The sequence below is a fragment of the Sediminibacter sp. Hel_I_10 genome (genome assembly GCF_000688335.1).
Taxonomy (GTDB): domain Bacteria; phylum Bacteroidota; class Bacteroidia; order Flavobacteriales; family Flavobacteriaceae; genus Psychroserpens.
This window is the reverse complement of record NZ_JHZX01000001.1, coordinates 3537908-3550937: the sequence shown is the minus strand read 5'-3', so window position 1 is coordinate 3550937 and position 13030 is coordinate 3537908. Positions and strand designations below refer to the sequence as shown.

At 36.6% G+C, this 13030-nt stretch carries 17 protein-coding genes; 10 read left to right on the top strand and 7 right to left on the bottom strand.

The genetic code is table 11. The annotated features are described in order from the left end of the window. Positions 1 to 2: 2 nt before the first annotated feature. The gene (locus P176_RS0116010) at positions 3 to 1148 is read right to left on the bottom strand and encodes a cysteine desulfurase family protein (protein ID WP_026755650.1); all 1146 of its coding nucleotides are present in this window, start codon (positions 1146 to 1148) and stop codon (positions 3 to 5) included. A 134-nt stretch (positions 1149 to 1282) separates the two neighbouring features. Between P176_RS0116010 and P176_RS20125 the strand changes: the two genes are divergently transcribed. Next, on the top strand, positions 1283 to 2200 hold the full coding sequence (locus P176_RS20125; RefSeq protein WP_051605542.1) for a hypothetical protein: 918 nt from the start codon (positions 1283 to 1285) through the stop codon (positions 2198 to 2200). A 2-nt stretch (positions 2201 to 2202) separates the two neighbouring features. Here P176_RS20125 and P176_RS0116000 read toward each other — a convergent pair whose 3' ends face one another. Continuing rightward, positions 2203 to 2760 (bottom strand): DNA mismatch repair protein MutS, encoded by a 558-nt coding sequence (locus tag P176_RS0116000; protein WP_026755649.1) that lies wholly within the window; start codon positions 2758 to 2760, stop codon positions 2203 to 2205. Further along, positions 2760 to 2954 carry a hypothetical protein gene (locus tag P176_RS19680; RefSeq protein WP_037348994.1) on the bottom strand — a complete coding sequence of 65 codons (195 nt, stop codon included), beginning with the start codon at positions 2952 to 2954 and terminating at the stop codon, positions 2760 to 2762. Before P176_RS19680 ends, P176_RS0116000 begins: the two co-directional genes overlap by 1 nt. A 135-nt stretch (positions 2955 to 3089) precedes the next feature. On the opposite strand from P176_RS19680, the gene P176_RS0115990 reads away from it, so the two are divergent. After that, positions 3090 to 3377, top strand: a complete 288-nt coding sequence (locus P176_RS0115990; RefSeq protein ID WP_026755648.1) for a DUF2752 domain-containing protein — start codon at positions 3090 to 3092, stop codon at positions 3375 to 3377. 25 nt (positions 3378 to 3402) lie between these two features. Continuing rightward, positions 3403 to 3741: a CCC motif membrane protein gene (locus P176_RS0115985; RefSeq protein WP_026755647.1), complete on the top strand. Its 339-nt coding sequence runs from the start codon at positions 3403 to 3405 to the stop codon at positions 3739 to 3741. A gap of 75 nt (positions 3742 to 3816) precedes the next feature. On the opposite strand, the gene rocD is transcribed toward P176_RS0115985, so the two are convergent. Continuing rightward, positions 3817 to 5100 carry an ornithine--oxo-acid transaminase gene (gene rocD, locus P176_RS0115980; RefSeq protein WP_026755646.1) on the bottom strand — a complete coding sequence of 428 codons (1284 nt, stop codon included), beginning with the start codon at positions 5098 to 5100 and terminating at the stop codon, positions 3817 to 3819. 221 nt (positions 5101 to 5321) lie between these two features. Here rocD and rlmD point away from each other — a divergent pair, with 221 nt between their 5' ends. Genes rlmD through P176_RS0115965 form a run of 3 tightly spaced genes read left to right on the top strand, consistent with a single transcriptional unit; the run spans position 5322 to position 8047 of the window. Then, a complete protein-coding gene (gene rlmD, locus P176_RS0115975; RefSeq protein WP_026755645.1) occupies positions 5322 to 6734 on the top strand; it encodes a 23S rRNA (uracil(1939)-C(5))-methyltransferase RlmD in 1413 nt (470 codons plus the stop codon). Positions 6735 to 6765: 31 nt separating this feature from the next. Then, positions 6766 to 7326 (top strand): hypothetical protein, encoded by a 561-nt coding sequence (locus P176_RS20120; protein WP_051605541.1) that lies wholly within the window; start codon positions 6766 to 6768, stop codon positions 7324 to 7326. Continuing rightward, on the top strand, positions 7298 to 8047 hold the full coding sequence (locus P176_RS0115965; protein ID WP_026755644.1) for a DUF6048 family protein: 750 nt from the start codon (positions 7298 to 7300) through the stop codon (positions 8045 to 8047). Before P176_RS20120 ends, P176_RS0115965 begins: the two co-directional genes overlap by 29 nt. A 48-nt stretch (positions 8048 to 8095) precedes the next feature. On the opposite strand, the gene P176_RS0115960 is transcribed toward P176_RS0115965, so the two are convergent. Beyond that, positions 8096 to 9256, bottom strand: coding sequence for a class I SAM-dependent RNA methyltransferase (locus tag P176_RS0115960; RefSeq protein ID WP_026755643.1), 1161 nt, complete (start codon positions 9254 to 9256; stop codon positions 8096 to 8098). Positions 9257 to 9347: 91 nt separating this feature from the next. Here P176_RS0115960 and P176_RS0115955 point away from each other — a divergent pair, with 91 nt between their 5' ends. From P176_RS0115955 to P176_RS0115940, 4 genes are all read left to right on the top strand, one after another. After that, positions 9348 to 10079: a bifunctional 2-polyprenyl-6-hydroxyphenol methylase/3-demethylubiquinol 3-O-methyltransferase UbiG gene (locus tag P176_RS0115955; protein WP_026755642.1), complete on the top strand. Its 732-nt coding sequence runs from the start codon at positions 9348 to 9350 to the stop codon at positions 10077 to 10079. After that, positions 10079 to 10753: a ZIP family metal transporter gene (locus tag P176_RS0115950; RefSeq protein ID WP_026755641.1), complete on the top strand. Its 675-nt coding sequence runs from the start codon at positions 10079 to 10081 to the stop codon at positions 10751 to 10753. The genes P176_RS0115955 and P176_RS0115950 overlap by 1 nt, the downstream gene beginning before the upstream one ends. Positions 10754 to 10827: 74 nt before the next feature. Next, a complete protein-coding gene (locus tag P176_RS0115945; protein ID WP_369793778.1) occupies positions 10828 to 11124 on the top strand; it encodes a DUF1456 family protein in 297 nt (98 codons plus the stop codon). Positions 11125 to 11184: 60 nt separating this feature from the next. Continuing rightward, positions 11185 to 11886 (top strand): phosphoadenylyl-sulfate reductase, encoded by a 702-nt coding sequence (locus tag P176_RS0115940; protein WP_051605540.1) that lies wholly within the window; start codon positions 11185 to 11187, stop codon positions 11884 to 11886. Positions 11887 to 11920: 34 nt separating this feature from the next. Here the strand turns inward: P176_RS0115940 and P176_RS0115935 are convergent, their stop codons facing one another. Then, the gene (locus P176_RS0115935) at positions 11921 to 12502 is read right to left on the bottom strand and encodes a hypothetical protein (protein ID WP_026755638.1); all 582 of its coding nucleotides are present in this window, start codon (positions 12500 to 12502) and stop codon (positions 11921 to 11923) included. 32 nt (positions 12503 to 12534) lie between these two features. Beyond that, positions 12535 to 12939, bottom strand: coding sequence for a lipocalin family protein (locus P176_RS19670; protein ID WP_051605539.1), 405 nt, complete (start codon positions 12937 to 12939; stop codon positions 12535 to 12537). Positions 12940 to 13030: the final 91 nt, after the last annotated feature.

Below are 13030 nucleotides of genomic sequence, written 5' to 3'. Positions count from 1 at the left end.
ACCTAAGATTGACCAAATTCAGTCAACACTTCCACGACATAATCTAGATCTTCTTTGGTATTAAAACTACTGAAAGAAAATCGCATCGATGGGCGTAACTGTTGCTCTTCATCTAAAATTTCAGCAAGAACATGAGAGCCCTTGGCGCTCCCACTTTGACAGGCACTACCTTTAGAACAAGCGATTCCTTTTAAATCGAGTTGAAATTGAAGAAGCGCTGTTTTCTCGGCAGGAAATGGCAAACACACATTGATCAAGGTATATGTACTTTGATCATGATCTGCACAAATGCCATTAAAATGAACCCCAGGAAGATTCTTTTCTAATTGATCAATAAAATAGGCTTTTAAATCTGCAACGTAGGCTTTTTCTGTTTCTAGATGATTATAAGCTATTTCTAAAGCTTCATCCATACCTACAATATTGTGCACACACTCTGTACCAGCTCTCAAGCCTCGTTCTTGTGACCCACCGTGTATCGATGCCTTAAGTCCGCTATTTTTACGAACAAAAGCAAATCCAACACCTTTAGGTCCATGAAATTTATGGGCGCTAGCTGCCATATAATCTACAGGAATCTCTTGTAAGTCCATTTTGAAATGTCCTACAGATTGCACGGTATCGCTATGAAATAAAGTGTTATGAGACTTACATAATTTAGCAACGCGCTCTATATCCAAAATGTTTCCAACCTCATTATTAATGTGCATTAAAGACACTAATTTTTTATTTGAAGACTGAAGCAATTGCTCTAAATGATCGTAGTTAATATGACCATTTTTTTCAATCTGCACGTAGCTTACTTTAATACCGAATTCTGCCTTGAGTTGATCAATGGTATGTAAAATAGCATGGTGCTCAATTTTTGAACTGATGATTTCAATAACCCCTAAATCACGTACAGCACTTCGCAACACTAAATTATCTGCTTCAGTACCACCAGAGGTAAAAACAATTTCAGATGCTGAAACATTAAAATGCGACGCAATACGCTTTCTTGACGCTTCTATTAAGGATTTGGATTGCCTACCAAAGCTGTGGGATGATGATGCATTTCCAAAGTTATTTCTCATAACTTCTTGCATCTTATCAATAACTTCCTCACGCATTTGTGTGGTGGCTGCACTATCTAAATATACCGATTTCATACTAAACATTAATCTTGGCACAAAGATGCAATTTTCCATTCAGTTTTAAAACTGATTTCCCTACTCATAAATAATTTGTTAATGCCAGACCTCTCATTAAGGAATTCTCTTATTTTTGCTTCAAACCATGTACAATGAAATACCTACTTTTCTTTTTATGCTTAACCACATTACTTTATTCTTGCGATGATGGCGATGTAATTGATGTAGAACTCGATTTTCAAAGAGACCTTGAACGCTGTGGAGATGACGACGGTGACACCTACATTCTATATGAAACAAAAACAGATCCCAGTGAATCTGTGTCTTTGCTATTTCCTGTAGCGGGAAATAGAGATATTTTCAACCCAGCATCGAATAATTCTCAAAAGGTTTTAACCATAAACGGCAGTTCCATTCGTTTCAATTATAGAAGCTATGATGGTGATCCAGACGCACTGATTTGTCAAGTTTTACCAGATCCCGGAGTGAGTATTATTTCAGACTACGAAGCCGCAGCTGGTGCCGTGGCGACATTTACAACCACATTTGAAGATGATGATAACGATGGAATCCCTTCCGATCTTGAGGGCAGAGGACTTCAAGCTGAAGATGGGTCTTACCCAGATGCCATAGATACTGATGGTGATGGCCTACCTGATTATAAAGATGCTGATGATGATAATGATAACGTTCTTACCATAAACGAAGTTGTTGAAATTGATGAAAATGGTGTTTTAATAGCTTTAGATACAGATGAAGACGGCACCCCTAACTACTTAGACAACGATGATGATGGTGATGACGTAATGACCAAAGATGAGGACGAAAACGGAAATTTATCTTTAAATGATGATTTTGATGAAAATAGTCCAAACATTAACACGCCCAGATACTTAGACCCTCTGGCAACTGAGCCTTTCCCTCAAGATGATCTAATATTTACTCAGTTTACACGAAGCCTAAATATCTTTGTTGTAATTAGTAATGCGAGTATTGAAATTTTAAACACAGACGAAATTATTCTAGGGACTTATGAAATGACTAGGCCATTACCAATTCCAGAAGAATAACGTTAAGATCCTTTTGTGTTCTGAAAAATATAAACTTCAGTAGCACCTAAACCATATTTTTGGTAATCTGCCGCGTAAAACTTAAGATCATCGTAGCGCCCAAATAGGTAATCCAATTCCATTTTTAAAACCCCTTCCCCTACACCGTGAATAAACACGACTTTTTGAATACGGTTTTTAATGGCAAACTCTAATTTATGACGAGCAGTATCCAACTGTAAGCTGAGCATCTCATGATTGGTCATGCGCCGATTTGATGTGGTGATTTGATGAATGTGCAAATCTACCTCCATGGCAGGAAGATTACGTTCTTTTGGTTTTGTCCGATTTGAGGTACGCTTTTTATGTTGTTCTTTTTCTTCTAAAACAGCTTCTAAATCGGTATGTTCAAAAATTGAATGCCCTAAAGGTTGCTCTTTAATAAGATCTTTGGAAGCGAACTCCATATCAAACCCGTCTGAAGTTTCAATCAATACTTGATCTCCGGTAACACGAGTGACATGCCCCTTGATATCATCATCTAAAACAGAGACAAAATCCCCTTTTTTAAAATCTGCCATTATTCTGATTCATTCGGTTTTTGATCATCATTTTTACTAGGAATACCTCTTGATATCCTGTAAACTCCCACCATTAAAACTACGATGCCTCCAATGAGCACGTATTGATTTTGCTCTTCTTGAGCATTAGCATAGATTGCCACTACAGCGCCAATTACTATTAATAAATAATTAATCGTTTTATTTAATTTCATCCTACAAATTTATGCATGTTCGAAATTATACAAATTTTTAATCACACCGTAAATTAATCTAGACAAATCAATTGATCTCATTAAAAATATACAATTGGAAAGAATTATTACATTTGTTCCATCTAATTAGATCTCATGATAGCTCCAGAAGATTACATGCTCCCTTGTCTCAATAAAAAGCTCTTTGGCTTAGATTGTATGGGCTGTGGCATGCAACGATCTCTTGCTTTCATCTTAAATGGTGATTTCATCGCTGCTTTTCATATGTATCCTGCTATCTATAGTTTGGCAGCTTTGTTAGGTGTGATTACCTTAAATTACTTCAAGAATTTTAAGTATGCCTATAATATTATTATTATTTTGGCTGTGGTTAATGTCATTCTCATTTTGGGTAATTTCATATACAAGACCTTTTTCAACTAAACAATCAACTTAACAATCAAAAAAAATGGAACAACAACAGCAACAATTACAAAACTCAACCCTGATTTTAGTATTAGGAATTTTATCTATAGTGACCTGCTGTTGCTATGGAGTTATAGGCATCGTCTTAGGTGTCATCACCTTAGTTTTAGCTCAAAAAGCTACAAAACTATATGCCGAAAATCCAGAATTATATACAGGCTTTCAAAACGTTAAAATTGGAAAAATTTTAGCAATTATTGGTCTTTCCTTAAGTGTAATCTATTTACTATTTGTGATTTGGATGGTTATGACTTTTGGATGGGAAACGCTACAAGATCAAGAATTAATGCAAGAACGAATGCAAGAAATGATGGGGCAATAACCCTTTCTTTTCAACATCAAAAAAGCCTCAGTGCATATTAGCATTGAGGCTTTTTTTTATAAGAATCTATAGGATTTATTCTATTTCAAAGTCCTTCAACGTTTTTGTAATAATTGTAACACAATCTAATAACTCTTCTTTGGTCATGACCAAAGGTGGTGCAAAACGAATAATATTACCGTGAGTTGGCTTCGCTAGAAGTCCGTTGTCACGTAAAGCCATACAGATATTCCAAGCGGTTTCACTTTCTTCATCATCATTGATTACAATGGCGTTAAGCAAACCTTTACCTCTTACCAATTTTACTATAGAACTGGTCTCAATATATTTATTGATTTCACTTCTAAAAAGTTCTCCTAATTGAAAGGCGTTCTCAGCAAGATCTTCATCCCTTACAACTTCAAGCGCTGCCATAGCAACAGCTGCCGCAATAGGATTTCCTCCAAATGTGCTCCCGTGATTTCCAGGTCTTATCACATTCATAATAGCATCATTTGCCAGCACCGCAGAGACAGGGTAAGCACCTCCTGATAGGGCTTTTCCTAAAATAAGGATATCGGCTTTTACTTCTGGAGTGCCAGAACAGTTTTTATCTACACAACTACAGTTTCCGCAAGTTGCTAATAAACGCCCCGTTCTTGCAATACCTGTTTGAACTTCGTCGGCAATAAAGAGTACATTGTGCTTTTCGCATAATGCTTTTGCTTCGGTAAGGTAATTATCACTTGGTACATAAACACCAGCTTCTCCTTGAATAGGCTCTACCAAGAATCCCGCAATGTTTGCGTTATTTTCTAGGGCAGACTCTAAGGCTTTCAGATTATCATATTCTATTTTGATGAAACCGTCGGTATATGGTCCAAAATTCTTTCTAGCCACAGGATCATTACTAAAAGAAATGATCGTAGTTGTTCTTCCGTGGAAATTATTTTCACACACGATGATTTCAGCTTCATTTTCGTGAATACCTTTAACTTCGTACGCCCATTTTCTACAAATTTTCAAAGCCGTTTCTACTGCTTCTGCGCCTGTATTCATTGGAAGCAATTTGTCATAATGAAAGTATTCTGAAGCAAATTTTTCATAAGGCCCCAACATGTCGTTATGAAATGCTCTTGAGGTTAAACTCAAGGTTTTTGCTTGAGCCATCATGGCATCTACAATTTTGGGGTGACAATGTCCTTGATTTACTGCGGAATATGCCGATAAAAAATCATAATATTTTTTACCTTCTACATCCCACACAAAAACGCCCTCACCTTTACTCAATACCACAGGTAATGGATGGTAATTGTGCGCACCGTACTTGTTTTCTAAATCGATCGCTTCTTGCGATGTTAACTGGTCTAAAACAGCCATTTTAATAAATTTTTTAAGTTACAATCCATTGAAAAATGGATCACTAAAATGTCCATTCCTTCTATACCTTTATTCTTCCAGACTGATGTTTACAGTAGTACATGCGTTGTTATCAATCGGAAAAGCAGCGTGGGAGAGAAATCATCCCTAAGGGTTTGCAAAATACTGAATCTTAACCAAAATTTAGAAGGTTTTCATAGCAATTATTCTATTTTTGCCAAATGTCAAGACGAAATAACAAGCGGCAAGTTTTTGAAGAAATAGAGGTGATTGATGCCGGCGCCAAAGGAAAAACTATTGCCAAAGCACCAGATGGCAGAGTCATTTTTATATCAAACGCCGTACCAGGTGATGTTGTAGATGTGCAGACCTTCAAAAAAAGAAAGGCTTACTTTGAGGGCAAAGCGGTACATTTTCATAAGCGTTCCGAAAAAAGAACCGAGCCACAATGCCAACACTTCGGCGTTTGTGGTGGCTGTAAATGGCAAGATATGGCTTACGAGTTTCAATTGGAATACAAGCAAAATGAAGTGACCAATAACCTACAGCGTATTGGACATTTAGACCTACCAGAAGTCACCCCTATTTTAGGCTCTGCGGAACAGTATTTTTACCGCAATAAAATGGAATTTTCTTTTAGCGATAGCCGATGGCTTACTCAAGAAGAAATACAGTCTGATGAAAATTTAGGAGATCGAAATGCTCTAGGGTTTCATATCCCTGGCATGTGGGATAAAATTCTGGACATTGAAAAATGTTGGCTGCAGGCAGACCCTTCAAATGCCATTAGAAATGAAATCAAGACTTTTTCTATAGAAAATGGTCTAGATTTTTTTAATACAAGACAACAAACTGGATTATTAAGAACCTTAATGATCAGAACGTCTTCAACTGGAGATATCATGGTTGTTGTTCAGTTTTTCAAAGATGACCAAGCTAAGCGTGAGCTTTTACTAGATTTTGTAGCAAAGCGATTTCCGCAGATCACTTCCTTACAATACATCATTAATGAAAAAGCCAATGACACCATTTATGATCAAGAGGTGATTTGCTATAAAGGTGAAGATCATATCTTTGAGAAAATGGAGGGCTTGAGGTTTAAAATTAATGCCAAGTCATTCTATCAAACCAATTCTGACCAAGCCTTTGAACTCTATAAAATCACCCGCGATTTTGCCGACTTAAAAGGAGATGAAGTGGTTTATGATTTGTATACGGGTACGGGTACCATTGCACAATTTGTTGCAAAACAGGCTAAGAAAGTCATTGGAGTAGAATCTGTGCCAGATGCCATTTTAGCCGCCAAGGCCAATGCACAATTAAATGGAATTGAAAACGTTGACTTCTATGTAGGAGATATGAAAACTGTTTTTAATTCTGAATTTATAGCCAAACACGGTCAGCCCGATGTAATTATTACTGATCCGCCGAGAGATGGTATGCATAAAGATGTAGTGCAACAGTTATTAGATGTTTTACCTAAAAAGATTGTTTATGTGAGCTGTAATAGCGCCACTCAAGCGAGGGATTTAGCCTTAATGAAAGAGCAGTATACCATTATAAAAACCCAGGCTGTCGATATGTTTCCTCAGACCCATCACGTCGAAAATGTTGTTCTTTTAGAACGAAAATAAGTACCAAATATTAAATGAATCCTTGTAAATCTTGAACTTTAAAAAAATCCATTCCTATTTTATTTTAATTGCCGTATTCGTGGCATTTCTAATAACGGGTAGCTGTGAACGAGATGATATTTGTTCTAATGACACCTCAACCACGCCTCGCTTATTTATAGAGTTTAGAGATATTAATAATCAAGATGAATTAAAGCCCGTGAGGCGTTTACGAGTTATTGGTATCGATGAGGCTGGTGTACCTATTGATACGCTTAGCATAGAAGAAACCGACCCTTCATCTGTGTTATTGCCTTTGCGTGTATTAGAACAAGGGACTTTAACGACAACACGGTATATTTTAGAGAAAAATTCAGATTTGGCAGATGATGATGACGACACTACAAATTCTGAACAAGTTATTATTGAAATAAGATGTACTGGAAATTTTGTTTATGTGTCAAGAGCATGCGGTTATAAAAGTGTGTTTGATTTTGGCTTAAATGGCAGTTTTATTATAACAAATAATCCTGATAATTGGGCTTTGAACTCTGAAATTGTTAATGATTTTATAGAAAACGAAGATGAAGCACAGGTATACATCTATCATTAGCATTGTTCTGATGTTGCTGATTTCAGCAGCTTCAATGGCGCAAACCGACGACAAAGAAGTGGTTAATGATACATTGATCTATAAACAGAACTATGGTTTAAGGCTTGGTGCCGACGTTGGTAAATTGATACGCTCCTTTGTTGACAAGGATTATACAGGTTTTGAGGTCACTGGTGACTACCGACTCTCAAAATACCTTTATTTGGCTGGCGAGCTTGGCACTGAGGAAAAAACCATAAGTACAGATTACCTAGACGTTACAGCATCTGGAAACTACTTTAAAGCTGGCGTAGATTTAAATTCTTATACTAACTGGCTAGACATGCAGAATATGATTTATTTTGGAGGACGTGTTGGTGTAAGCTCCTTTAGCCAAACCCTCAATAAATTCACGATTTACGACACCAATCAATCCTTTTTTGACAATCCTTATACCGAAACACCAAACGAAGAATTTAAAGGCCTATCTGCTATTTGGGCCGAACTTATTGTAGGCATTAAGGCAGAGCTCTTTAGCAACCTTTATCTTGGCCTAAACATGCAAATTAAGTCTAGAATCTCTCAAGATCAACCTGTAGGCTTTGAAAATCTATACATCCCTGGATTTAACCGAACCTACGACAGTGGTAGTATTGGCATAGGCTTTGGATATAATATTTCTTACCTTATCCCTATTTACAAAAAAGATAAGAAGGTTGTAGTTGAAAAAGAAAAGAATTGAGATCTAAACGTGTTCAGTTCGTTTAGAGCCACTCACGATTGGCCTGTCTCAATCATCTTGGTATTTTGCTTTCTTACTTCCTTCATACATCACATATTTTACAAGTCTGGATTCTAGTTTCGCATTGAATACATGAATTTTTCTTGATGGTCTCAAGCCCACGTGCTTTAAAGCTTCTAAGTTAGAGGTTATAAACCAAGCATCTGTGCCTGGATAGCCTTGCTTGAGCGTATCTCCAATAGATTTATAAAAACTCTCCATATCAATATCCAAACGCTCACCGTAAGGTGGATTAAATAGAATATGTAGTTTATGGTCTCCTGCTTTTTCGGTTGTAAAGAAATCTTGTCTTTCAATGCTTATAAATTCCTCCAAGTGCGCATTCTTCACATTGTCTTTAGCCTTAGCAACAGCGCTAGGAGCTGTATCATAACCAATTATTTTATGATGAAAGTCTCTCGTTTTATTCAAAAGCGATTCTTCTATTTTCTCAAAAAGATCCACATCCCAATCCTGCCAACGCTCAAAAGCAAATTCTTTACGCATCAAATTTGGTGGGATATTACAGGCAATCATGGCCGCTTCTGCTAAAATGGTACCACTACCACACATCGGGTCCATAAAGTCGCACTGGCCGTCCCAACCAGAGAGCATAACCAAACCTGCTGCCAATACTTCATTGATTGGAGCGATGTTGGTAGCAGTTTTATACCCGCGTCTATGCAAAGATTCTCCAGAAGAATCTAAAGATATCGTGCATGTATTTCTATCAATATGCACATTGATCTTTAAATCAGGAAATCTTAAGTCTACATTGGGTCGCTCACCCGTGGTGTCTCTAAATTTATCAACAATGGCATCCTTTGTCTTTAAAGCGACGTATTTTGAATGTGTAAACTTTTCAGAATGCACCGTAGCATCTACCGCTAATGTACCAGAGGATTTCATGTATTTTTCCCAAGACATTTTATACACTTGGTCATAAAGGTCTTGTTCATCCTTGACCTTAAAGGTCTTAATGGGTTTTAGAATCTTGATTGCCGTTCTAAGCGCAAGATTACATTTGTACATAAAGCCAAGATCACCCTCAAAGCTCACATTTCTCACTCCTTTTTTAATGTGCATTGCGCCCAATTGTAGCAATTCACGTTCTAATAAATCTTCAAAACCAAATAAGGTTTTGGCAACCATCGTATAATTATTCTCCATCTTCTTAATCTAATAGATTGTAAAAATAAAGTATTTTTGTGGCTTGCAGGGCGAAATGAAAACGGTATTGCTCTGTTCTTACGAAACGATTATGGCAAAAAGCACTAAACAATGGTATAGCTCATGGTTTGACACCCCATTTTATCATCTCCTTTATAAAGATAGAGATCATGACGAGGCCCAATTGTTTATGGATAATTTGACCAATTATCTCAATCTACCCGAACAGGGTAGCATTTTGGATTTAGCCTGTGGCAAAGGCAGACACGCCTTATATCTCAATTCTTTGGGATATGACGTTACCGGTGTTGATTTATCTAAAAATAGTATTGACTATGCTAAAAATTTTGAAAATGAGTTGCTTCATTTCGAAGTTCACGACATGTGCGTGCCTTACCATAAAACCTTTGATGCCGTATTTAACTTGTTTACCAGTTTTGGCTATTTTGAAAATGAGGTTGATAATTTGAAAACCATCAAAGCCATTCAAGCAGATATCAATGAGTTTGGCTTTGGTGTGATTGATTTTATGAACGTGAATCACATTATAGAAAATTTGGTGCCAGAAGACACCAAAACTGTTGATGGCATTGATTTTCATCAAAAACGTTATGTCAAAGATGGATACATCATCAAAGACATCTCTTTTATTACAGAAGGTGAATCCTATCAGTTCCAAGAACGTGTTAAGGCATTGACACTTTCAGATTTTGAAACGTTGTTTGAGGAAGCGGGTGTATATCTATTAGATGTGTTTGGCGATTATAAATTAAGAAAATTTCAAAAAAACGCATCAGAACGTTTAGTAATGATTTTTAAATAATGAAGTCTTATCTATTACCTATTCTAGCTGTTGGGCTGGGCATTCTCTTGGCCGTCTTAACAAAAAACACCAAAACCAAAGCCACTAAGTTGATATTGTCTTTTAGTGGCGCGTTTTTATTAGCACTTACGTTTTTTGATCTACTCCCAGAGGTATATGAGCATCTTGAGGCCAAGACCATAGGTCTTTACATAATGGGTGGTATTTTACTGCAAATTATCCTTGAGTTTTTCTCAAAAGGTGCCGAGCATGGTCACCTCCACATCCATAGTGATCATAAAGCATTTCCTTGGTTGTTATTTATTAGCCTTTGCATCCACAGTTTTCTCGAGGGCTTCCCCATACATGATCACAATGATATGGTTTACGGTGTGTTGGTTCACAAAATACCCATTGCGGCTTTAGTATCTGCTTTCTTACTGCAGTCTAAATTCACAAAATTACAAATTGCCGTGTTTTTGGTTATTTTTTCAATTATGACTCCACTAGGGACATTATTTAGCAATACCACAGATTTAAGTGTGGCATTATTGACAAAAATCAACGCTTTGGTAATTGGTATTTTTCTACACATCTCTACCACCATCCTTTTTGAGACTGGCGAAGGTCATAAATTTAATCTGTCTAAATTAATTGCTATTATCTTGGGAGTGGCCATTGCATTCTCTATTTAAACACACTATTATTTTGTGAAATTTAGTCTTAAAACTGAACTTGAAATTGGCTTGTACACCAAGTGTCGTTGGTTTTGACTATTTTTGAAGCTAATTTAGGTTTAGACATGACCAATAACGATATTTTCAAGAAATTAAGGGTAGCTCACAAATTGCGTGATGACGATATTATTAAGATATTGGAATTAGTTGATTTTAGAGTCACCAAAAGTGAACTTAATGCGCTTTTTAGACGAGAAGACCATCCTAATTATATGGAATGCGGAGATCAAATCTTAAGAAATTTTCTTAATGGATTAATCATTCATTTAAGAGGACCTTTACCAAAAAAGCAAAAAGCAAAGCCTAATTTGCCGAATCCTAAAAAATAGAGCGTTGCTCTTTACGTTATAAAAATACAATGTAAATTGCACGCTGATTTTACAAGCCCAATGCTCGAAACCTCTTCCGAAAACAAAGTGATTCCTAATATTTCAGATGCTGAAATCAAGGCACTTAACAAAAAATACAAATCGCTCTCTGCAACCCAAAGAATAAAGCAACTCTACCAGGACTTCGATGTTATTGACGTGATGTTAACGAGTTCTTTTGCCGCAACCTCTGCTTTTTTGTTGAAATTGTTTTCTGAAATCAATACCGAACAAACCGTTTTTTTTATTGATACTGGCTATCATTTTGAAGACACTTTAAAATACAAACAAGCACTTACTGAACGTTATGGTCTTAATGTAAAATCCATTAGTGCTCTTAAAGAAGAGCATGACTTTACTTCAAAAGACGAAACTTGGAAAAAAAATCCTGATTTTTGTTGCTCAATCAACAAGGTAAGACCATTAGACATTATCAAAAACCAATATAAAGTTTGGGTTTCTGGGCTTATGGATTGGCAAAGTGACCATCGCTCTACTCTAGATATTTTTGAGTTGAGAGGTGAGATCCTAAAGTTCTACCCCTTATTGGATGTTACCAAAGAGCAGCGTGACGCCTATATTGAGGAGCATGACTTGCCATTTCATCCATTGGTAGCCAAAGGGTATAATTCCATAGGCTGTAAGCACTGTACCGTTCCCGGTGAAGACCGAAGCGGTAGATGGAACAACAGTCCTAAAACGGAATGTGGACTTCATTTATAATGTGTTTTCACATTCCGTAATGAGAAGTGTATTTCTAGTTCTTCATAAAAATCATCCAATCCCACTCAGCTGGATCACCAACACCAACACTTGGGGTGTATAAAAACATTTGAATTTTAGCTTCTGGATTAGCGTCTCTATACGTTTTTACCAAAGCCAAATCATCAATCGCGTTCCAAATAGTACTGAGGTCCATGTCTTCAGGATAATACGCAAATTCAGAATACATTACATTTTCAAATTGGTCTGCTACGGGAAGCTCTATGGCGTCTTCCAAAGTACTAAAATTAGCAGGTGATTCTATTTCCAAAGGATATTGCACTTCTCCTAAACCCATCCATACTATAGTACCATCAAATAACAGTGTATTGGAGTTGGCCGAATACAATTGAATGCCTCCAAAATCTCCAGGTTCTTGATAGTTAGAAGTGACGTCAAAATCTGCAATAGGCTCGTTGACCATAATTTCTTTACCGCCCTCAAACACTTCATTCAAAAAATCGACCTTGAGCATCAAAACCGTATCGTTCTGGCTTTCTGGCATTGGTGGATCTATGATCTCTTTTGAACAATTAAAAAAAAGAACAGTGATTAAAAGTAATAGAATTGGTTTCATAATAGTTGTGATTTAAAGGTTTGACTTATGTATTAGAGTTTTATGTATTTTTCTTGACAGGCTTCAATACAAGGAAAGCTCAAAATCAATCGCGCGTTTTCCATATTAAAAGATGTCAAAAACTGTTGATTAGAGCAGCCTTCGCCACTTATGGTGCTATCACTTTCCGAATAAGTGCCGGTTGTGACTTCTCCTGTTGTTGTAGAAAAGCCACAAAGGCTTCCGTTAGAAGCAACTGTTCCGTCGCTTTCAAAAGATATCGTTTTATCACTATCCACAGTCATAAAATCACCACTACCATCACCAGGATCTGCATAGATTTCTATGAGCTGCCAAGTGCCTAATAATTCTGAGGTCTCTTGGTTACTATTGTCGTCATCATTTGAACAAGAGGATAATACCAACAAGCAAGTTAAAACGATACAAATGGATTTCATAATTAGTGCTTTTATAGATTAGATACAAAAAAGTTCAAAAGGTTGCTTTAAAAACTAAAAAAAAGTCCTTTTGATCTCGATAGCAATCGAA